This is a genomic window from bacterium (genome assembly GCA_028821235.1).
GTDB lineage: Bacteria > Actinomycetota > Acidimicrobiia > Spongiisociales > Spongiisociaceae > Spongiisocius.
Window position 1 is genome coordinate 1 of record JAPPGV010000158.1, and the last position, 20,046, is coordinate 20,046.

Sequence of the window (20,046 nt, forward strand, 5' to 3'; positions counted from 1 at the left end):
GGGGGTGGGGAATTTCAGTGATCAACTCCGGGGATTTTCAATGACCATCAACACGATGACCCATCCCGGCTCAAGGCGCATCTAGTTCGAGCGCCGGACCCATGCCCACACTGCCCTCCGGGCGGATCTTGACGAGACAGTCAAGCGGTCGCGCCCGTGACTTGCCCAGGATGGCCGACCTGCCGTGCGGCGATCGTCTTGGTCGGCGTCCTCTTCCAACCCGGGCCGGGCCCGTCGGCCGGTTCAGGTCCTGGTGACCCGTCGGCGGCGCTCGCGATGGGGCGTGGTGGGACGGGATGGGCGCGGTGCGTGGGGTAGGCGGCGAGCGATCTCCTCGCGGGTGACCCCCCGGGTGGAACGCGCGCAATCGACCGCCTCCCTGATGGCGGCTATGTGTCCGGGCCTGCTCCCGCAGCATGCGCCGATCAGCCGCGCCCCTGCCCTGATCGCCAGATCGACGTAGGTGGGCATGATCTCGGGACCATGGGGATAGGCCAGGTGTCCCTCGGTGTAGGCGGGCAGGCCGCAGTTGGCCTTGGCCACGATGGCCGTTCCCGGGTCTGCGTCGGCCAACTCGCTCACGGCAAGCACCACGTCGCCGGCTCCCACGCCGCAGTTGGCCCCGACCGCCGCCGGGAGGACGGCCTGAGCGCGGCTCCAGGCGGCCAACTGCTCGGGACGAAAGCCCATCATGGTCCGTCCGTGGGTGTCGAAGCTCATCGTGGCCACGACCGGCGTCTGGAACAATAGGGCCGCCTCGTACGCCGCTTCCAGTTCCTCCCGGCTAGACATGGTCTCTATCCAGACCACGTCGACGCCACCCCGCACGAGAGCGTCGATCTGCTCCGCAAAGACGTCGACGGCAGCGCCGTGCTCCAGTGGTCCGAGGGGTGCCAGCAGGTCACCTGTGGGCCCGACGCTCCCTGCTACCGCGACGGGTCGTCCGAGACGGCCGGCCAGCCGCCGGAGCAGCGCCGCGGCCGCCATGTTGAGTTCGGCAACCCGGTCCTGGAGTCCGTGCAGGGTGAGCCGTCGCCGGTTGGCCCCGAACGTGTTGGTGAGGACGATGTCGCATCCCGCATCAAGGAAGCCCGAGTGTGCCTCGATCACCATCTCCGGACACTCTACGTTCAGCAGCTCGGGACAGGCGCCGGCCGGCATTCCTAACGCGAACAGGCTGGTGCCCATGCCTCCGTCAGCTACCAGGATTCCCGTCTCGGAGAGCAATCGATCGGGCGATGTGCTGGCAGCAGGGTTCGATGAGGACACGGCTTCCTCCGTTTCCGCCAGGATGCCGGTGCCCTGAAGGGCTCCTTCACGAGAAAGGGGCCACCCAGCTTCTGCGGCCCCATGAGCTCTTCCTGTGGAAGTGCCCGGTCGCTTTAGCTGGTCTTCTAGAGCGCCCGCAAGCTGACTGATCAAATCGGCGCTGTCTTCGGGCTGAGTGTATCACCCCCGGCGAGCCGGTGGCGGGAGTGACGCGAGCTGCAACGCGGCCGGCCGGCTCCGAACTGGAGGATCCTTGGAGTCAGCGCCTGTAGACCACGCGGCCATGGGTGACCACGAGAACGGGTCTCCGTAGCGTCTCCAGCGACGACATCGGGTTCTCCTCGACCAGGATCAGGTCGGCTACCGCACCGGGGTCGGGAGTCGAGCAGTCACCGAAGCCGTTGAGCGACCGGCCGCCCACCGAGGCGGCGTGCAGGACCGACCGCCTGTCCATCCCGGCCCTCTCCAGCATCTCGAGCTCCCGGTGGAAGCGTGGCCCGATCGGGTTCAGGTCGGCGCCGACGGCAACCTGGACACCCGCCTCGATGCACGCCTGGAGGGCGGCGGCGTGGACCGGCATCAGCTCCCGGGACCGGTTGGCGGCGTGCTCCGGCCAGCCCTGGCTCTGGATGTACTCCTGGTCGTGGGTAACGCCGATGGTGGGCACCAGCCACGTGCCGTTCCGGGCCATCACCGCCGCGGCCTGTTCGTCGAGCATGTAGCCGTGCTCGATCGAGCGCCCGCCCAACTCCGAGAAGGCGATGGCGGGTTCGTTGCCCCCGCAGTGGGCCGCCATCGGTATGTGGCGCTGGTTGGCCACCTCCATCAGGGTTGCCAACTCGGCGTCGGTGAACTGGCCCTCGTCGGCCGCTTCGAAGGGGCTGTACAGGCCGCCGGTCAGCATGATCTTGATCCACTGGGCGCCCCGCTCAACCTGGCGCCGGACCGCCCGGGCCATCGCATCCGGGCCGTCGACCACCAACTCAGCGCCCATCTGGGTGTAGACCCGGGGAAAGGCGGTACCGTGGCCGCCCGTGGTCCGGACGCCCCGCCCGGCCCCGGTCACCCGGGGTCCGAGGGTGGTGCCGGCGGCGTAGGCCCGGCCCCAGGCCAGGTCAAGATCATCGGCCTCGTCCACGCACCGCACCCCGGTTACGCCCATCTCCGCCGCCTGGCGGAAGTTCTCCCCGGCTCTGATCGTCCGGTCGGGAGCCGCCTCGAAGTAGCCGGTGGCGTCCGGGTCGTACATGAGCCCGCCGGCGTGGGCATGGCAATCCCACAGGCCGAACATGGCATGCAGGCCCGACCCGTCCACGGTTCTACCCGCGCTGCTGTCCTCGGCCAGGATGGCGCCGTCCCGGATAAACAGGTCACGCGTCTGTGACTCGCCGGCGGCGGTGTCGAGCCAGGAAACGCCCCGGATCCGGAGAGGGGGGGTCGGGGCGTGGATGTCGGACATTATCCGGTCGAGTAGCCGTCGATCGCGTCCTGGGCGGCCAACTCGGGATCCCGCTCCTCCGGGACGCCGTAGCCCCCACCTCCGCCGGTGGCGACATGGAGCCGCGATCCCTTCGGCGCCGGTCTCTGGTTGGCCTTGAGTAGCGGGACCGTCTCCCCTTCCACGGTCAGCGTCACGTCGGTGGCTGCGCCGTCCTCGCCGCCGAACAATCCCCAGGCGGGCGTTCTGGTGCGCTCGAACCAGGTCGACACGGTTATGTCGTCGGCTAGCACCTCGTAGTCCCGCAGCACTCCCAGGCCGCCGCGCCACCTGCCCCGGCCGCCCGAATCGGGCCAGACCGAGTACTGGTGGACCCGGATCGGGTAGCGGGACTCCATGACCTCCACCGGGATGTTCTTGAGGTCGCCGCCGCCGTAGTTGATGAGCCCATTGGTGCCGTCGCCGCCCTGGTAGGCGCCCCAGCCGACCGCGGTGGCCTCTCCCACCACGAAGTCCTCGCCGGTCCGGGGGTTGGGGCCGCTGAACAGGACGTTCATCGGGTCGGCGGCCTGGCCGGCCACCACCCGTTCGGGGACCGCCGGTGCCAGCGCCCGGATGAACAGGTCGATCATCATCCCGAGGTGGGGGTAGTAGTACTGGCAGGCGGCCGGCTCCCGGGCGTCGAACACGGAAGCCTCCGGTGCGCTCAGCGTGAGGTTGCGGAAAGTGCCTGCTGTGACCGGGACGTCGGAGTTGATCAGCATCTTGAAGGCCAGATTGGCCGCCGCCTCGGTCTGGGCCAGTCCGCAGTTCATGCAACCGGGAGTCATCGGCGCCGACCCGTCCAGGTCGACCCTGATCTCCTCGCCCTCCACCGTCACCACCACCTTGACGTACACGGGATCACCGCCCGGTCCCCAGCTGTCCATCTCGCCGTCGGTCTCGTACACCCCGTCAGAGATGGATGCCACCGCCTCGCGATCGAGGCGTTCGCACTGGTCGAAGATGACCTCGGCGGCGGCGGTCACGGTGTCCAGCCCGAAGCGGTCGATCAGCTCGGCAAGCCCGCGCTCGCCGGTCCGGCAGGCGGCGATCTGGGCGTGCATGTCACCCCAGATCGAGCGGGGAAGGCGGCTGTTGCGGGTCAGGAAGTCGAGCATCCCCCGTTCGGGCTTGCCTTCCCGGTAGAGGTGGACGGGCGCGATCCGGTAGCCCTCCTGGTAGATGGAGGTGGAGTCCATCGCCTGGCCGGGATCCTTGGCGCCGATGTCCAGCCAGTGGGCCTTGGTGGCGCCGAACCCGACCAGTTCCCCGCTGTGGAAGATGGGCGAGATCACGTTGACGTCGTTGAGGTGGCTGCCGACCATGTAGCTGTCATTGACCGCGTAGACATCACCGGGCCGGCAGCTCTCCGGGCCGCCCATGTGCTCGAGAGTGACGTCGATGGCGGCTTCCAGACTCCCGAGGAAGATGGGCAACCCGGGAGCCTGTCCGAGCAGGTTCCCGCGGGCGTCGAAGAGGCCGACCGAGCAGTCCTTCATCTCGTAGATGATGGGGGTGTAGGCGGAGCGGGCCAGGTTGTTGTTCATCTGGGACGCGATCGAGATGAAGGCGTTACGGATCACCTCGACGGTGACCGGGTCTACGTACATGTTGCTAACTCCTATCGCCCGGTGAGGGCGGCTCGGGTAATCCTATGGAAACGGGCGCTTCGACAGCCTTCCAGCACCGGACCATCTGACCGGTACGGGTCTCCCGCAGCGGCTGGGGCTCGGCGCACTTCGACTCCGAGAACGGACATCTCGGCATCAGGCGGCATCCGGGCGAGCCCAGGTGGTCGGTGCTGATCTCGCCGGACAGGCGTACCGGCTCCCCCATGTGGCCCGGTTCCTCGAGCTGGGCGGCTTCCAGCAGGCCGCGGGTGTAGGGGTGGGCGGCTTGGCGGTAGACCTGATCCCGGGTGCCGATCTCGACGAACTGACCGAGGTACATCACCGCCACGCGGTGGGCCATGGCGTACACCACCCGGAGGTCGTGGGCCACCAGCAGGTAGGCCAGTTGTGCGGTCTCCTGGAGACCGGTGAGCAGGTTGACGATCTGGCCCCGGATGGACACGTCCAGGGAGGAGGTGGGTTCGTCCAGGAACAGCAACCGGGGTTCGACCAGCAGGGAGCGGGCGACGCTCAACCTCTGCAGCTGGCCTCCGCTGACCTCGGCCGGGCGCCGGTCGGCGATCTCGGGAGACAGGCCGACGTTGCGGATGGCGTCTTCGATGGCCTGGTCCTGCTGGGCGGGCGTGCGCTCCCCTCCGAACTCGGCGAACTCGCGGAGGCTGGACCGGATCGTCGCCCTCGGGTCGAAGGCCGCCAGCGGATCCTGGAACACCATCTGCAGGTTCGTCCGCATGGGCCGGAAATGCTTCTCGCCCAGATCCAGGATGTCCTCGCCCAGCAGCGACACGTGACCCTCGGTGGCGTCGGTCAGCTTGAGGATCACCCTGCCCACCGTCGACTTGCCCGATCCCGACTCGCCGACGATGGCGAAGGTCTCGGACGGCCAGACCTCGAAGCTGACGCCGTCCACCGCTCTCACCACCCGCTGGCGGAGCTTGGCGTCGCGGGATATGTAGTCCTTGACCAGGTCACGGACTTCTAGGAGGGGGGACGTCACGCCTTCACGCATGCCACCTCCCGGTCTGCGATTGTCCGGAGCTCCGGCACTCCGTCACGGCACTCCTCGGCGGCGTCCGGGCAGCGGTCGGCGAAGGGGCACTCGGCGAGCGGGCCCAGGAGGGTGGGAACGGTCCCAGGGATGGCGTACATCCGTCCCTCGTCCACGGTGGCGAAGGCCCGCAGCAGTGCCTTGGTGTAGGGATTGGCGGGGGAGGCGGTCACCGACGCCGTCGGTCCGCTCTCCATGACCCTCCCCGCGTACATCACCGCGGTGCGTTCGCAGGTCTGGCGGGCGATGGCGATGTCGTGGGTGATCAGCAGCAGCGAGGCGCCGCGGTCCGATACCTGCTCCACCACCAGCTCGAGAACCTGTTGCTGGAGAGTGGCGTCGAGCCCGGTGGTGGGCTCGTCGGCGATGAGGAGGTCCGGTTGGCAGGAGAGTGCCATGGCGAGGGCCGCCCGCTGGGCCATCCCTCCCGAGTACTGGTGTACGTAGTCGCCGGCTCGCCGGCGGGCGTCGGGAACTCCCATCTGGTCGAGCAGGTCGATGGCTCGGAGATGGCTGTCGCGTCGCCCGGCGTCGGAGTGGGTGCGGATGACCTCTGCGATCTGGCCTCCGACGGTCAGGACCGGGTTGAGAGAGGCTCTGGGGTTCTGGAACATGATGGCGATCTGGGGGCCGCGCAGATCACGCAAGCGCTGCTTCGAAGCGCCGAGCAGTTCCTCGCCGTCCAGCCGGATCGATCCTCTCAGGATTTCCGCCCCCTCCGGGAGCATCCCGATGACTGCGGCCGCGGTGAGGCTCTTGCCGGATCCGGACTCCCCGACCAGCGACATGCGGCTGGAGCGCGGCACCCGCAGGTTCACGCCCTGAAGTGGCATGGAAGCGTCCTCCGTGCCGGTGCGGAACCCGACCGCGAGGTTCTCGATGTCGAGGAGCGGAGGCGCCTCCGTTGTCGGGGAGGCGGGGCTACCGGTCATCGGTTCCCGATCGAGTCGCGTTGCCCGTGCCTGATCTCGTCGGACAGGTGGTTGAGGGTCAGGACGGTGGCCAGGATGGCCAGCCCCGGGAAGAGAGAAATCCACCACTGCCCGTAGTACATGTAGTCGATGCCGTCCCGCACCATGGCGCCCCATTCGGCGGTGGGGAGCTTGACGCCGAGACCGACGAAACTGAGCGCAGCCAGGATCTGGATCGCCCACGCCACGTTCACCGAGAACTGCGCGAACACGATCTCCGACACGTTGGGCAGGATGTGGCGCCGCAGGATGGTGGCCTGGCTCTTGCCCGCGCACCGCGCCGCCAGCACGAAGTCGGAGTCGACCAGGGGTTTCACTGCGCTCCGGGTGAGGCGAAGATAGACGGGGACGTTCACCATCGCGATGACCATGATCAGGATGGGAATGCTGGGGCCCAGGGCGGCCACGATCCCGAGGGCCAGCAACAGCGTGGGGAAGGCTTGGAACGACTCCGAGACCCGCAGCAGCAGCGCGTCGAAGGCGCCTCCCCGGTAGGCGCCCAGGGCTCCTAGAGGCATCCCGACGACCACCGCCAGCGCAGCCGCGATCAGGCCTACCCAGAGGTCGAGGCGAGCGGCATGAACCACCCGGGCGAAGATATCCCTGCCGAACTGGTCGGTCCCGAACCAGAACTCGGCCGAAGGGGCGGTCAGCGTGCCGCCCAGGAAGCCCAGCGGGTCCCTGACGAGGAAGGGTCCGACGAGCGCTACCAGCACGATGATCGCCATGGAGAGATAGGCCGGCGTCCGGAACACCTTGCGCACCAACCTCCCGGACCGACCGCGCGTGGGCGTCCTGCGGTCCGGCAATGCCCGGGCGGTCATGTCCTGGTCCTCGGGTCGATCACGAAGTGCAGGATGTCCATGATCAGGTACACCACCAGGTATGAGAGGGCGCTCAACAGGACGGCGGCCAGCACCGGGGCGAAGTCGGACTCGCTGATGGAGTCGATGGCGTACTTGCCGATGCCGGGTCGGGCGAACACGAATTCGACGAGCACCGTCCCGCCCAGCAGGTAGCCGTACATGATCGCCCCCATCGTGGAGACGGGAAGCAGCACGTTGGGGAGTGCGTGGCGGAGCACGATCGATCGCTCTGGCACCCCTAGCGCCCGGGCGGATCGGATGTGATGCGAGGCCATCGTCTCGCGCATGAACCCGCGGGTGACCCGCACCATGGGCGCTCCCACCGTCACCGCCAGCGTCACCGCGGGCAGGATCATCTGCACTGCGGCTGCTTTGAACGCCTCCCAGTCCCCGGCCAGGATGGCGTCGACCGTGTAGAAACCGGTCGTGTGGGGCGGGACGTCCCCCAGCGTCCGTCCGAGCGCGGGGGGCGCCCACTCCAGCGTCGCGAAGAACACCAGCAGGAGGATCATGCCGAGGAAGAACTCGGGTATCGACACTCCGAAGCCCGACAATGCGTTGGCCAGGCGATCTGAGAAGGAACGCCTCCGCAACGCCGAGACGATCCCCAAGGGGACCGACCAGGCCAGAGCGAGGATCAGGGCCGCGCTGCCGAGCTCGATGGTGGCCGGCCAGCGGGCCCCGATGTCGGTAGTGACCGGATTGCGGGTCCGCCAGCTGTCGCCCAGGTCGCCGGACGCCAGCTGCTGGATGTAGCGGAAGTACTGCTCGTGGATCGGGAGGTTGAGGCCGAGCCGCTCGGTGACGGCTATCACCGTGGACTCGTCGGCCATGACCCCCACGATCATGTAAGCGGGGTTACCGGGTAGCAACCTGGTCACCACGAAGGCGACCAGCGACACGCCGAATAGCGCCACCAGCATGTAAGCCAGCCGGCGAAGCACGTAGACGGCGAGGTGCATACCCTCTCCTAGGAGGGTACTGAAAAATGTCCAGCTGGCCCTATAGCCGGATACAAAACCCCAGCTAGACGCATCGCGGGCCAAGCCGTCCCCATCTTTTTCAGCACCCTCCTCGGTTGGTTCCTCTTTCTGGTCCTCAGAGGGTGCGCGGACAGGTATCCGCGCACCCTCCTAGAACTGATCCTCGATCAGCCTGCCGGGTAAAGGTCGGCGAAGCGAGGTATGGCGTTCGGGTACAGCACGAATCCGTCCACATCCTCACGCATGGCGAACTTGAAGTCCGGCTGCGCCAGGAAGACCCACGGAGCATCCTCGGAGATGAGCCTCTGGGCTTCCTCGAAGATCGCTCTACGGGCGGCGGGGTCTTGCTCCGCCCAGCCGTCCGTGATGATCTCGTCGACCCGGGCGTTCGAGTAATCGGCGTAGTTGCCGAACACTCCCGACTCCAGGGTCAGGGACAGCTGGTAGTTCGGGTCATCGATCCAGGCCAGCAACTCGTCCACGAACATCTGGAGCTGCTTGCCCACCTTACGCTCCGCGAACACGGGGGACTGGAGGGTCTCGATCTCGACGTCCATGCCGATCTCGCGCAGCGCCGACTGGACACGGACCGCGATCAGCTGGTGCTCCGCCTTGGCGGAGTCGATCGACAGGGTCACCGTGCCTCCGTCGTAGCTGCTGGAGGCGAGAAGCTCCTGCGCCTTGGCGGTGTCCTGGAAGTATCCGACCTCGGCGCCCAGCGAGACCGCCGAGCCGTTGGGGATGGCCCCGTGGAGGCGGCGGGCGTCGCCCTTGTAGACGTTCTCGAGGATGTCGTCATAGTTGACGCCGTAGGAGACCGCCTGGCGGACCGCCACGTCGTCGAACGGGGCGATCGAGTTGTTCATGCCCACGTAGGCCATGTTCTTGGAAGGCGCCCGGACGACCTTCACGCCCTCGGATCCGTCCAGTGCGTTGAACTCCTCGGTCCCGAGACCGACCGCTAGGTCGATCACTCCGGCCCTGAGCAGCTGGACGCGCTCGGCGGGTGACGGGATGATCTTCCAAACGATCTTGTCGTAGGCGGGACGGCCACCCCAATAGTTGTCCCTGGCCTCGAACACGACCTCTTCGTCGGGCGTCCGGCTGACCAGGCGGTAAGGACCGCTGGGGTTGTCGGCGTTGCGCGCCATGTACTCGGTCGCCCAGGGGTCATCATCGGTGGCGTTGGCCGCCACCACGGCGGGATCGACCGCTGCCGAACTGGACATGTAGAAGGACTGCATCACCATCGGGCTGCGCCGATCCGACACCAGCTCCAAGGTGTACTCGTCGATCACGGTCGGGGGCTTGGTCACGAAGGCGATGTTGGTGAGCAACCACGCGCCACCGCCGGGGGTGTTGAGGTTGCGGTCGATCATGAACCGAACGGTCTCGGCGGTGATCGGAGTGCCGTCGTCGAACGTCATGCCTTCCCGCACCTTGATGGTGAAGGTAAGGCCGTCGTCATGCTCGACCCACGACTCGAAGTAGCGGGGCAGCAAGTTGTCCGCATCTCCGAGCATGGCGCCGTTCTGCTCCACGATGGGGTGGATCACCGGAACGTCGTAGACCATCAGCAGCGCCTCGTGGGCCCTGATGAAGTTGGCGCAACACGGGTCGAGAGTCTCGATGTCGCCGGGAACTCCGATGGTGAGCACCCGCTCCTCCATCATCGTTTCTTCGGCCGGCGCCTCCTCGGCGGTCTCTTCCATCGTCTCTTCGGCCGGCGCCTCTTCGGTCATGGCTGCCGCCGTCGTGGCCGTAGTGGCTTGTGCGGCTGTGGTGGCAGGCGCGCTCTCCGGCTCGGCATCGTCCGAGCCGCAGGCCGCTACTACCAGCGCCAGCGCGGCGAATACGGCAATCAGGCGGAGCCGGACAGCCGATCTCGTTCTGTTCATTTGCTTTCCTCCCTAGTTGGGTTTGTTACTCGACCGCTCCAACCGTTCGGCGAATTAACGACGCTCGGGGCTCGAGAAGCGGCCGGTTGTCTTGCTTGTCAGTTACTCCCGGTCCTGGCCAGCATCTCGGCGTAGAGAACGGGGGTGATGAGCGGATCGAGCACGCGCACCGGGACCTGTTCGCGGATGGGGCCCAGCAGGCCCGACCACAGGGTGCAGGCAAAGAAGAGCACGTCCGCATCGAGGTCGCGGAAGGCTCGCTTGGCCGCTTCCAGCGCCGTTGTGGTGGCGGAGACTTCCATCTCGGCCCGGACGGCGGCCCGCAGCCCCGGCGGATCCTCGGCCAGCAGCCGGTTCACCTCCTCGGCAGGTGGATGGCCGCTTGGGGCTGAGATCACCCCGGCGAAGATGGACTCGGCGCCATAACGATGGATCAGGCGGCGGATCCAGTTGGCGTTCTGCGGAAGGTTTTCACCCTCGCCGCTCTCGATCCGGGGGCAGATGACCGCCATCCGGCCGAAGGCTCGGCCCGCCGCCACCGCCGCCTCCATCGGTCCGGTCACGGGGATGTCCACCAGGTCCTTGGCGTCCTCCACGCCGGGATCGGCGGCGCAGGCGATCACCACCGCGTCGAACCCGTCCCGTTCCGCCGTCTCGACCTGGGTGAGCAGCTGATTCATCAGGAGCGAGTGGGCCGGAAGGAAGGCGGTGGCCGGGACGCCGGTGCCCATCAGCGAGCGGACCTCGACCTTCGTGTCGGGGGCGGTAGCTCTCGCGATGGCCTCCTCGACCATCGGGTTGTACACGTCAACCCCCATCGGGTTGATGACCTGGATTCTCATGGTTTCCGTACCTCCAAGACTGGACTGCGCGTGTGCGGATACCCGGTTCCGCTTCGGACGGGGTCGGGGTGTGCCTTCATCGTACAGCGGGCCGCCTCGACATGGCCTTCACGACCTGTTCACGACTAGGTGCCCGTGCCCCGACACCCGGGCGGTCCAGGTCGGTGGCACCAGTGTGGTGCACGCGTCCTCCAGGATGATTGCCGGCCCCGCCAACTCCGCCGCCGCCGGCAGTTCCGAGCGTTGGTAGACCGGGGTCTCGAACCAGGTGTCTGCGAACCAGGTTCGTTCCAAGCCGGTGGGCGAGGGCATATCGCCGGTCGGGAGGGCCTGGGGGCGGGGGCGGGCCATGCCACCGAAGGCGGCCATCCGGAGGTTGACGAACTCCACCGCCTCCCCGGGATTGCTGTGCCCGTACCGGACGTTGTGGGCCTCGGCGAACTGATCCGGTATCCCCTCGATCAGTGCCTTCATGCCCTGGCTCGTATCGAGCGGGAGTGTGACGGTGTACTCCTGGCCCGAGTAACGCAGATCGGCCGACGGCTCCAGCGTGATCGCCTGGTCGTCGAAACCGTCTTCCTTCACCATCAGCCGGGCCCGCTCCTCGAGATCCGACAGGGCGGCTTCGAGGGCTTCAGCGGAGAGGTCGGCCACTCGCACGTAGAAACTCTGGACGGCGTCGTGGCGGGTGTCGGTCTGGAGCATCCCGTAGGCGGAGAGGACGCCGGGATTGACCGGTACCACCACCGTGTCGAGATCCAGTTCGTCTGCCAGCGACGTGGCATGGAGCGGCCCGGCTCCTCCGAAGGCCACCAGGGTGAAGTCGCGGGGGTCGATCCCGCGCATCACCGTGATCTCCCGGATGGCGTTCGCCATGGTCGAGTCGGCCACGGCGACCATGCCGGCCGCCAGCCCGAGCTCATCCATCCCCAGGGACTCCGCCACAGCCGTCAGGGAGCGTCCGGCTGCTGCCTTGTCGATCGACATGCCGCCGGCGAGGCGGGTGCTGCCGGGAAGCCGACCGAGATGGAGGTTGGCATCCGTGATGGTGGGTTCGGTTCCTCCCGATCCGTAGCAGGCTGGTCCGGGGACGGCGCCCGCCGAACGGGGCCCCACCCGGAGCCCGCCGCCCGCGGTGTGGCCGATGCTTCCCCCGCCGGCCCCGATGGTGTGGATCGCGACGGTGGGCGCCAGTACCGGGTGGCGCTGAAGCTCCGACTCGAGCTCGACGTCGGCCCGTCCGTCCACCACCAGGCTCATGTCGAAGGACGTCCCGCCCATGTCCACGCATATCAGCCGGCTCGCTACAGCCTCCCCGGTCAGATCGTCCGCTACCGAGAGGCAGGCGATGGTGCCCCCGACCGGTCCGGAGAACAGGGTCTGGATGGGCTTGCGCCGGGCGGAACGGGCGGACATGACGCCGCCGTTGGACTGCATCACCCGCAACGATCCCCGCATGCCCCGCTCGGTAGTACGTTTCTCCAGTTCCTTGAGATAGCTATCGACGATGGGCGCCACGTAGGCGGCTATGGCCGTAGTGCTGGTTCGTTCGTACTCGCGCCACTCCGGTGCCACGTCCGAAGAGCACACGACCGACAGAGACCGGTCGGCCGAACGGAGCAGCTGGGCTACCCGGTGCTCGTGGGCAGGGTTGGCGTAGGAGTGGAGGAAGCAGACGGCCACCGCGTCGTAGTCGCGGGCCAGCCGGGGTGCCATCTCGCGGATGGCTTCCTCCTGCAAGGCCAGCACCACCGATCCATCCGGCGCCATCCTCTCGTCCACCTCGTAGATGGACCGGCGAGGCACCAGCGGGGTAGGGGGCCGGTAGCGGACGTTGTACATGTCCGGCCGGTTGGCCCGGCCCAGCTCGTAGACATCCCGGAACCCGCGGGTGGTGAGAAGGGCGACTCTGGCGCCGCGGCGCTCCAGAAAGGCGTTCAGCCCGGCGGTGGTGCCGTTGGTGATCGAGTCGAGTTGGGTCCAATCGACACCGAGTTGGTCGAGTGCCGAGAGAACTCCGTCGTAGAGCCGGTTAGGGGTGGTAAGCGCCTTGGCTGTACTGGTGTTGCCGGCGTCGTCGATGACTACGGCGTCGGTAAAGGTACCGCCTATGTCCACCGCTACGCGCATCGGCTCCCCGGAGATGGCTGTTGGTGGTCTGTCTGTGGAACAGCTCGGTGTGTTATGGCGGTCATCGGCGTCCCATCGCTGCGTTCCGCTTCCTCAACGTGCCGCTGCGGGCACGCCTTCGTCAGCGGGCCTTGCGAGAAACACCGCTGCCGACGCCATACCACACCGCCATTCCTCAGACAGACCACTGCTACATACGAACAACGCGCCGGCACACGGGCCGACCCGTTGAGGAGGGTTTCTTCCCTGATCAGATTGATTTCCGCCCGCAGCTAATGGAGCAGTCGGGCATACCGAACAGGAATCCTACGATGCGGGAACGGCCGGTGCAAGCTGGGCGCAGTCAGGGGTTCCGGTCGCTGAAGAGAGTCCCGCCGACGGCCCAGTCGTCGGCGCCGATGTCATGGAAGACAACCGTGACCAGGTCCTTGGGCGAGCCCTGATGATGGTGTACCACGTTGCGCGCAATGCTGTCAGCCACCTCGTCGGCAAGCTTGCGCTTCGCCTCCTGAAGGTCACCCTCCACGAGGTCATACATGAAGTGAATGTGAGCGAGCGGCATCGAGACCTCCTCAAGGACAAACGGGCAACCACCCGACTATCGCACGATAACCGGCATGATGATCAGGCCGTGCCGAGAGCGGGATACTCAGCATCCCAGGGCTCGGAAGCCGTTACTTCATCGGTTGAGTCCAGTGCCGTCTTGATCCGGCCGTAAGCCGTTACAACGTACACCACCCCACCAACCGTCACGAGAACAGGAGCAGCTGTCGCAAGGGCGGGGCCGGCACCGAGAGCAGCTACCACCGTCATCCCGGCACCGCCAACCGCAGCCCACTTACCCTTCTTAAGCACGTCTTTCAGCACCCTTATACCTGCCTGTCGGTACGTCATCTCGTCCTTGTAGACGTAGATGAGGTTCTCGGTCACGCTGACCACGCCTTCGAGCGCCATACCGATGCATCCGGCGACTGCCGCGGTCTGGAGCGCCTCGGTTGCGACGATCCCAGTGGCATGGAGGGCGTTCAGCGTGTTGGCCTTCGCTAATTCGAGGGGGGTCATGTCGGCGCCGCCGCGGGCCAGGTTGTTACGGGCGGCCTCCCAAACAATGTTGGCATTATCCATCATCAGTCCAGGCATATTGCTAACTGCTTTGATATGGCTGGCATGCTTCCCATCGATGAAGGCGAGGACCGCGTCCTGTCCAAGATTCCTGATGGGGAAGGGAATGCTCTCCTCATAGAAGGAACTCGCGAGATGGACCGGTCGCCAGGCACCGTGCATGCCTGCCAACGCGAATTTCGTTTTGAGCAATGGAGAGAGGTCGTTGAACGTTGGAACCGCCGCCTGGAGGTTCTGAAGCGCTCCCCAGGCTCCCGCCGCGGCTGCCTGTGCCCACTCGTCGGTGTTGTCTCCGACAGTCCTCGCGCCGGTCTTGAGCGGCTCGAAGGAGTCCTTGCACGTCTCCCGGAACAACCGCCCGTGTTCTAGAACACCGGCAGCGCCCATGCCGATGGCGTTCCCGATTTCGGTGGTCGTGGTCCGGGCTTTGTCGGTGGCTCCTGCGACCCCGGTTGCGGTGGTTCGGGCGATGTCGGCGGTCTTGTCGGCGGCAGTGGCGGTGGCCTTGCCGATCTCGCTTGCCGCTGTTCCGGCGAAGTCTCTGATCGTGGCTTGAGCGGAGGCCGTAATCGCTTGTGCCAATTCAACGGGTTTGGCATGAAACCGCACGTCGGCCTTCCTGACATCTCGAACCGTCGCGCTGGTGTAGCGATAGGCGGCGCGGCTGGCCTTGTGCGCGATCGATGTAACCCTTGGTGGTGCCTTGGTGACCCTCGAACCTACGGACTTCAGTTGCCGCTCTTGCTTGCGATCTGATGAACTCGGGGCCTCGTCGTCGGGCTGTGTGGACATATGGTGCATTCCTCTCTCAAAACGCGCACACACTACATAGGACATGGGGCGGTGGGCGGGCGGTAGCATCGGGCTATGACTGATACAGCCGTTGCCGGCAGTGCGAGCCGTGCTGTCGACGGGGATGCGGTGGCGGCGACCCTGGGCGCCGCGCTCAGGAGACTCCGCAAGGCTCAGGGGCTCACGCTGCAGCAACTGGCCGCCCGCTGCGGTTTGTCCCAACCGTTTCTCAGCCAACTGGAGAACGGGAAGGCCATGCCCAGCCTGATGGCTCTTCACTACGTCGCCCAGGCTCTCGAGACCACCGCTCATAGCCTTCTCCAGCCTCAGGAGCGGTTGGACGTGAGCCTGGTCCGCCACGGCGAAGGCGAGACCTACCAGCTCGTGGAAGGCGCGTCGGTCCGGTTCCTGACCAGGGGAGGCTCCCACCTCATGGAGCCGAACGAGGTGGAGTTCGACCCCGGCGTCGGCACGGTCAACACCGGTCATGAGGGCGAGGAGGTCATCTACGTCCTGGAGGGCCGCCTGCGGGTGGAACTGGAGGGCTCCGCGCCCGTCGTGTTGGCCCGAGGCGATGTGTACACCTACCCGGCCACGATCCCGCACACCATCACGGCAGCCGGTCAGGCCGGCTGCCGTTTCCTGGTGGTCTCGTCCCCACCCTCGTTCTGAGTTAGGGACACCGGCCTTCAGCCGATCATGAATGCGGACGCGTGGACGACGGCGCCTTGGTGGATGAGTGCCTGGCCCACCGTCCTCCGGTCGTTCACGTGCAGCTCTGAGCCGAGGCCGACACCTCGGTTCGCCATTGCCGCCGCCCGGGCGAAGCGTCCGATCCTGTGGAGGGCCAGGGTCGCCGACGGATGTCCGTTGGCGGTCGCTCGTTCCAGCAGGTGGGATCGGACCAATCCTTCCCAGTGGGGGAGGAGCAGGTCGTGGTTGCCGAACACTTCGATCGCCACCACGCGCCTGCCATGGGCGACCACCACGCCGCACTGGCCCGGCAGCGGCCCCCGCCTGGCGAGGCGGCGGATGGTGTGGGCACGTTGCCGGTCCCGGCGGAGGAACTGCTCGGCGTCCCGGACGGCCCGGGTACCGGAGTCAACCCCGAGATGGGCCAGTTCCTGGTCGATTACGTTCCAGACGGCGGCCTGGTCGCTCCCCCGCGATCCTTCCCGGCGGATCGAATCGGCAACCGACGCGTTCTTCGCCCGCCGGGTCCGTCTGGGCGCGAAGGCCCTTCCGTGGGCGAACTCGCGACGGGCACCCCATCTGCCCTGTTCGAGGCACGACACGGGTATGTCCAGATGGGTGGACGGGGCCACCAGGACGCTTGTGTTGAGCACCCGATCCTGGAGTCCGCCGATGAGCTGTTCGCCCTCCGGGATCAGGATGGGGCGGTTGGTCGGGTTCGCCACCTCGAGGGAGGGCACTCTCGAGGCTTGTGACTCCTCGATCACCAGACCGGAGTTCGGACCCGTGGCGATCTCCGGCAGGTCGTTTCCCAGCAGGTAGACAGGGAACAGCGAGATCCCCAGGCGGGTGATGGGTCGGCCCACGGCCGCCCGCTCCAGGTTCGGGATACCCCGGCGCTGCTTGGGGATCCCAGCGCGCCTGCCTCGGGCTTGCATCACGGCCTCCGCCTCGCGGGTGCCGCCGAAGAAGGTCCCGGAGTCCCGCGTCCGTTCGATCCTGGTCTTTCCCCGGAACTCTCGGGTCGCGCGCGAGACGGACTGGAACGCCGCTGCAGTGCCCACAGAGCTGGCCTCGAAGTTGGAGATGCTCTCCTGCGAGACCCCGATGCGTCCCCCTTCCAGGTAGCTGTCCTGGTTGGCGCCCATGAACACGAACTCCCAAGCTGCGTCCTGGCGCTTGCTGATCAGTTCCGCCACGCTTGCCTGGGTATGGCGGCGAGAGGCGTTCTCCAACCCGTCGCTGAAGATCACTACCAACTGGTCTTCCACCGGTCGATCGTCCCGCGATCGTGCTTGGATGCGCCGGTCGGCGTACTCGATGAGGTCACCGATGGCGTCCATTAATGGGGTCGTCCCTCTGGGCCGGTAGATGTCGGTAGTGAGTTCCGGTACGTCTTCAATCCGCGCCGCATCGTGGATGATCTCGAACGGCTCCTGGCTGTCGAACTGCACGAGGGTGAGGTGCGCTCTTCCGGGTTCCCGGGCCTGATCGGCGATGAACGTGTTGAAGCCTCAGATCACGTCCTGGGTCAGACCGCCCATCGATCCCGAACGGTCAAGGAGGAACCAGAGCTTGGTCGGCTCGGTAACGGTTGCGTCAGTCAATGTATCTCTCCTTCGGTCTGAGGTGCCCACGCGTCTCTGCATCTAGGTAAGACGCCGAGACCCGCCGATTTATTCCAACTTGACAATAACCCTAGCCCAGGGTTCTTGTCCTGTCAACACAAACTTGATATCATTCTACGGATGGGGTATGACACAAAGCCTCCCGCCGGCTACGACCCCCGGGCGTACCCACCGGTCGCCGTCACCGTGGACGTGGTCACGTTCACCATCGTCGACAACGAACTCCAGATCCTCCTGATCCGGCGAGGGCAGGCTCCACATAGGGGACGTTGGGCGCTGCCGGGCGGTTTCGTGCGTCCCAACGAGAGTCTGGAGGAGGCGGCCCTGCGTGAACTCCACGAGGAGACAGGGGTTACCGCCGAGCCGCGCCATCTCGAGCAACTCGGCACGTACGGAAGGCCCAACCGCGATCCTCGGATGCGGGTGGTCACCGTCGCCTACTGGGCCATCCTCGCCAACCTCCCCGAGCCGCGGGGAGGGAGAGACGCGGCCGACGCCAGCCTCTTCTCCGTAGTGATGGTCGAAGCCGATGCTCTCAAGTTGGCCTTCGACCACGGCAAGATCATCAAGGAGGCGGTGGAGAGGGTGCGCTCGAAGCTCGAATACACCACCCTCGCCGCGCAATTCTGCCCTCCCGAGTTCACGATAAGCCAGTTGCGGCGGGTCTACGAGGTGGTGTGGAACGCCCGCATAGACCCGGCCAACTTCCACCGCAAGGTCACCACCAGTCCCGACTTTCTCCGCTCCACCGGCGACGTCACAAATCCGAGAGCACGAGGCGGGCGTCCAGCCAAGATCTATAGCCCAGGCAAGGCAATGTACATTTCCTCACCGCTCATGAGATCCCCCAGTCCAACCGATAGCGAAGACGAACCTCCGGAGGAGCCTCCCAACCGTTCAGACAGGGGATGAGCGGACGGACGACCGTCGCATCTCGTTAGCGCACAAGCCGCAAATCACGGGACTTCACCCATAGATTTCCCGGTAGAGGGCACCCGTATTTCACGGTAGAAGATGCCTGTAATTCACGGTAGAGAGGGAGTTGACGGAGGTCCGGCCTGACTATGTGCCGACGATCAATGGCTCAGTATGCATACGATACATAGTTCAATCTGTATGCGATATATGGTGCAATCTGTATACGATAGGCGGTGTCGTCCTCCGAAGTGCCAGGCACGGCACCTGTTTCTAACCCGCGAAGGGATGTCTCATGCCCCGACGAGCCTTGGACCACTCAACTCGATCCCGATACGTGCCGAGGCGTATCGACGCCACACTTCGTGCCGAACTCAGCACCTGGCCGGCCGTGGTGATCAGCGGACCTCGGGGAGTAGGAAAGACCACCACGGCGCTACGGGTCGTCGAGTCGGCGATCGACCTTTCGCAGCCGCAAGAGCGGTCTGTGTTCATACTGGACCCGGAGGCAGCCCTCCGTGCGGCTCCGAAGCCAGTCCTGATTGACGAATGGCAACAGGCCCCAGATGCTCTGCGGGTGGTCAAGAAGCTGATCGATCAGGACTCGATGAGCGGCTTCGTCATCGCCGGATCTTCTCGGATCAGGACGGATGGTCACGATGACAGCTATCAATGGCCGCTATTGCACCGGGCCGTCACCCTGGAAATGCATCCGCTCACGGTGGCCGAAAAGCGAGGTAATCCACTTCACTCCTTCGTGAGTCGACTCGCCGACATCCGCTCGGGCTCCGCGCCCGTCACAGCATTCGGCCTGTACGACTACATCGACATCGCCATGGAGGGGGGTTATCCCGCCTACCTACAGGTCGAGGATCCGGCTCGCCGGCGCGCGCAGATAGAGAGCGCCCTCCGCGACGTCGTGCGGCTAGATGCCGCGACCGGACGAATGGACCACCGGAAGATGCTCGACTTCCTGAACGTCTACGCTGCCAACTCGTCGGAGATGATCAACCAGACAACGCTTGCAGAGCGCGCCGACATCGCGCGGGCGTCGGCCGAGAAGTACGAGCAGGCTCTTCACAACTGCTACGTCGTTTCACAAGTTCCCGCCTGGCATCGGACCCTCTCAAGCCGGTTCGCGAAGCGGTCCAAGCGCTTCGTCAACGACCCGGGGATGTGGGCTGCGATGCTGGGCGTGGGACCGGAGGACGTCCGTCGCGACGCCAAGCTTGTGGGCAACCTCATGGAGACCTTCGTGGTGTCACAGCTACGGGCGCAGCGCGACGCTTCCAGCCAGGACTTCGACCTCTACCACTACCGGGATCAGGCGAAGCGGGAGATCGACCTGCTCCTGGAGAACCGCCGCGACCGCAGCGTGATAGCGGTCGAGGTCAAGTCTTCGAGCACAGTCACCCGCCGTGACGCACGCCACCTGGAGTGGCTACGCGACGAGTTGGACACCGACGCCCGAAGCTGGTTCCCCAGGCTCGACCGCGGGGTGATCCTCTACTCCGGGCCGACCGTCGTCGAGATCAGCGATCGCGTCTGGGCCGCGCCAGTCTCCCTACTGTGGGAGTGATGTTGCGCCCTATAGGGCTGGAGGCCGGCGCCCGCGACGAATCCGGCAAGATGAGGTCCGCAGGCCAGAGGGGGAATGGGTGAGCGGTCGGATGACCTTCCTTCGCGGGTCATATGGAGTTGGGGTATTCACCTAAGTGTCCACGAAGCGGGTCAACCGTTGCGGAGCTTGCCGGTTTGTGCAGCCGTACCCAACTGAT

General features: G+C 66.1%; 16 protein-coding genes and 1 riboswitch. Of the genes, 3 read left to right on the plus strand and 13 right to left on the minus strand.

The genetic code is table 11. The features are described 5' to 3' along the window. Positions 1–243: 243 nt before the first annotated feature. The 12 genes from bmt to OXK16_16340 all read right to left on the minus strand — a co-directional run bounded on the left by bmt (position 244) and on the right by OXK16_16340 (position 15,032). Positions 244–1,269 (minus strand): betaine--homocysteine S-methyltransferase, encoded by a 1,026-nt coding sequence (gene bmt / locus OXK16_16285; protein ID MDE0377498.1) that lies wholly within the window; start codon positions 1,267–1,269, stop codon positions 244–246. 92 nt (positions 1,270–1,361) lie between these two features. After that, positions 1,362–1,440: riboswitch (SAM riboswitch) on the minus strand. An 88-nt stretch (positions 1,441–1,528) separates the two neighbouring features. Beyond that, a complete protein-coding gene (locus OXK16_16290; GenBank protein ID MDE0377499.1) occupies positions 1,529–2,728 on the minus strand; it encodes an amidohydrolase family protein in 1,200 nt (399 codons plus the stop codon). Continuing rightward, positions 2,728–4,359 (minus strand): hydantoinase B/oxoprolinase family protein, encoded by a 1,632-nt coding sequence (locus OXK16_16295; protein ID MDE0377500.1) that lies wholly within the window; start codon positions 4,357–4,359, stop codon positions 2,728–2,730. Before OXK16_16295 ends, OXK16_16290 begins: the two co-directional genes overlap by 1 nt. Before the next feature lie 4 nt (positions 4,360–4,363). After that, positions 4,364–5,389 carry an ABC transporter ATP-binding protein gene (locus OXK16_16300; protein ID MDE0377501.1) on the minus strand — a complete coding sequence of 342 codons (1,026 nt, stop codon included), beginning with the start codon at positions 5,387–5,389 and terminating at the stop codon, positions 4,364–4,366. Continuing rightward, positions 5,374–6,360: an ABC transporter ATP-binding protein gene (locus OXK16_16305; GenBank protein MDE0377502.1), complete on the minus strand. Its 987-nt coding sequence runs from the start codon at positions 6,358–6,360 to the stop codon at positions 5,374–5,376. The genes OXK16_16300 and OXK16_16305 overlap by 16 nt, the downstream gene beginning before the upstream one ends. Next, positions 6,357–7,223 (minus strand): ABC transporter permease, encoded by an 867-nt coding sequence (locus tag OXK16_16310; protein MDE0377503.1) that lies wholly within the window; start codon positions 7,221–7,223, stop codon positions 6,357–6,359. The genes OXK16_16305 and OXK16_16310 overlap by 4 nt, the downstream gene beginning before the upstream one ends. Beyond that, complete coding sequence (locus tag OXK16_16315; protein ID MDE0377504.1) at positions 7,220–8,227, minus strand: ABC transporter permease; 1,008 nt, start codon at positions 8,225–8,227, stop codon at positions 7,220–7,222. The genes OXK16_16310 and OXK16_16315 overlap by 4 nt, the downstream gene beginning before the upstream one ends. Before the next feature lie 188 nt (positions 8,228–8,415). Next, positions 8,416–10,146, minus strand: coding sequence for an ABC transporter substrate-binding protein (locus OXK16_16320; GenBank protein MDE0377505.1), 1,731 nt, complete (start codon positions 10,144–10,146; stop codon positions 8,416–8,418). 98 nt (positions 10,147–10,244) lie between these two features. Next, on the minus strand, positions 10,245–10,988 hold the full coding sequence (locus tag OXK16_16325; GenBank protein ID MDE0377506.1) for an aspartate/glutamate racemase family protein: 744 nt from the start codon (positions 10,986–10,988) through the stop codon (positions 10,245–10,247). A gap of 108 nt (positions 10,989–11,096) precedes the next feature. After that, entirely contained in the window at positions 11,097–13,118 is a 2,022-nt protein-coding gene (locus OXK16_16330; protein ID MDE0377507.1) for a hydantoinase/oxoprolinase family protein, read from the minus strand. Positions 13,119–13,461: 343 nt separating this feature from the next. Next, a complete protein-coding gene (locus tag OXK16_16335; GenBank protein ID MDE0377508.1) occupies positions 13,462–13,680 on the minus strand; it encodes a tautomerase family protein in 219 nt (72 codons plus the stop codon). Positions 13,681–13,742: 62 nt separating this feature from the next. After that, the gene (locus tag OXK16_16340; protein MDE0377509.1) at positions 13,743–15,032 is read right to left on the minus strand and encodes a hypothetical protein; all 1,290 of its coding nucleotides are present in this window, start codon (positions 15,030–15,032) and stop codon (positions 13,743–13,745) included. Positions 15,033–15,107: 75 nt separating this feature from the next. Here OXK16_16340 and OXK16_16345 point away from each other — a divergent pair, with 75 nt between their 5' ends. Continuing rightward, positions 15,108–15,704, plus strand: a complete 597-nt coding sequence (locus OXK16_16345; protein MDE0377510.1) for an XRE family transcriptional regulator — start codon at positions 15,108–15,110, stop codon at positions 15,702–15,704. Positions 15,705–15,721: 17 nt separating this feature from the next. Here OXK16_16345 and OXK16_16350 read toward each other — a convergent pair whose 3' ends face one another. Further along, positions 15,722–17,179, minus strand: a complete 1,458-nt coding sequence (locus OXK16_16350) for a hypothetical protein (protein MDE0377511.1) — start codon at positions 17,177–17,179, stop codon at positions 15,722–15,724. A gap of 360 nt (positions 17,180–17,539) precedes the next feature. Between OXK16_16350 and OXK16_16355 the strand changes: the two genes are divergently transcribed. Both OXK16_16355 and OXK16_16360 read left to right on the plus strand, forming a co-directional pair. Continuing rightward, positions 17,540–18,265, plus strand: a complete 726-nt coding sequence (locus tag OXK16_16355) for an NUDIX domain-containing protein (protein MDE0377512.1) — start codon at positions 17,540–17,542, stop codon at positions 18,263–18,265. A gap of 298 nt (positions 18,266–18,563) precedes the next feature. Further along, positions 18,564–19,847, plus strand: a complete 1,284-nt coding sequence (locus tag OXK16_16360) for a DUF4143 domain-containing protein (GenBank protein MDE0377513.1) — start codon at positions 18,564–18,566, stop codon at positions 19,845–19,847. Positions 19,848–20,046 lie beyond the last annotated feature (199 nt).

Excerpts from the sequence above, each read along its gene's own strand:
- OXK16_16290 (MDE0377499.1), bottom strand. The coding sequence starts at position 2,728 with ATGTCCGACATCCACGCCCCGACCCCCCCTCTCCGGATCCGGGGCGTT.
- OXK16_16295 (MDE0377500.1), bottom strand. The coding sequence starts at position 4,359 with ATGTACGTAGACCCGGTCACCGTCGAGGTGATCCGTAACGCCTTCATC.
- OXK16_16300 (MDE0377501.1), bottom strand. The coding sequence starts at position 5,389 with ATGCGTGAAGGCGTGACGTCCCCCCTCCTAGAAGTCCGTGACCTGGTC.
- OXK16_16305 (MDE0377502.1), bottom strand. The coding sequence starts at position 6,360 with ATGACCGGTAGCCCCGCCTCCCCGACAACGGAGGCGCCTCCGCTCCTC.
- OXK16_16310 (MDE0377503.1), bottom strand. The coding sequence starts at position 7,223 with ATGACCGCCCGGGCATTGCCGGACCGCAGGACGCCCACGCGCGGTCGG.
- OXK16_16315 (MDE0377504.1), bottom strand. The coding sequence starts at position 8,227 with ATGCACCTCGCCGTCTACGTGCTTCGCCGGCTGGCTTACATGCTGGTG.
- OXK16_16320 (MDE0377505.1), bottom strand. The coding sequence starts at position 10,146 with ATGAACAGAACGAGATCGGCTGTCCGGCTCCGCCTGATTGCCGTATTC.
- OXK16_16325 (MDE0377506.1), bottom strand. The coding sequence starts at position 10,988 with ATGAGAATCCAGGTCATCAACCCGATGGGGGTTGACGTGTACAACCCG.
- OXK16_16330 (MDE0377507.1), bottom strand. The coding sequence starts at position 13,118 with ATGCGCGTAGCGGTGGACATAGGCGGTACCTTTACCGACGCCGTAGTC.
- OXK16_16335 (MDE0377508.1), bottom strand. The coding sequence starts at position 13,680 with ATGCCGCTCGCTCACATTCACTTCATGTATGACCTCGTGGAGGGTGAC.
- OXK16_16340 (MDE0377509.1), bottom strand. The coding sequence starts at position 15,032 with ATGTCCACACAGCCCGACGACGAGGCCCCGAGTTCATCAGATCGCAAG.
- OXK16_16345 (MDE0377510.1), top strand. The coding sequence starts at position 15,108 with ATGACTGATACAGCCGTTGCCGGCAGTGCGAGCCGTGCTGTCGACGGG.
- OXK16_16360 (MDE0377513.1), top strand. The coding sequence starts at position 18,564 with ATGCCCCGACGAGCCTTGGACCACTCAACTCGATCCCGATACGTGCCG.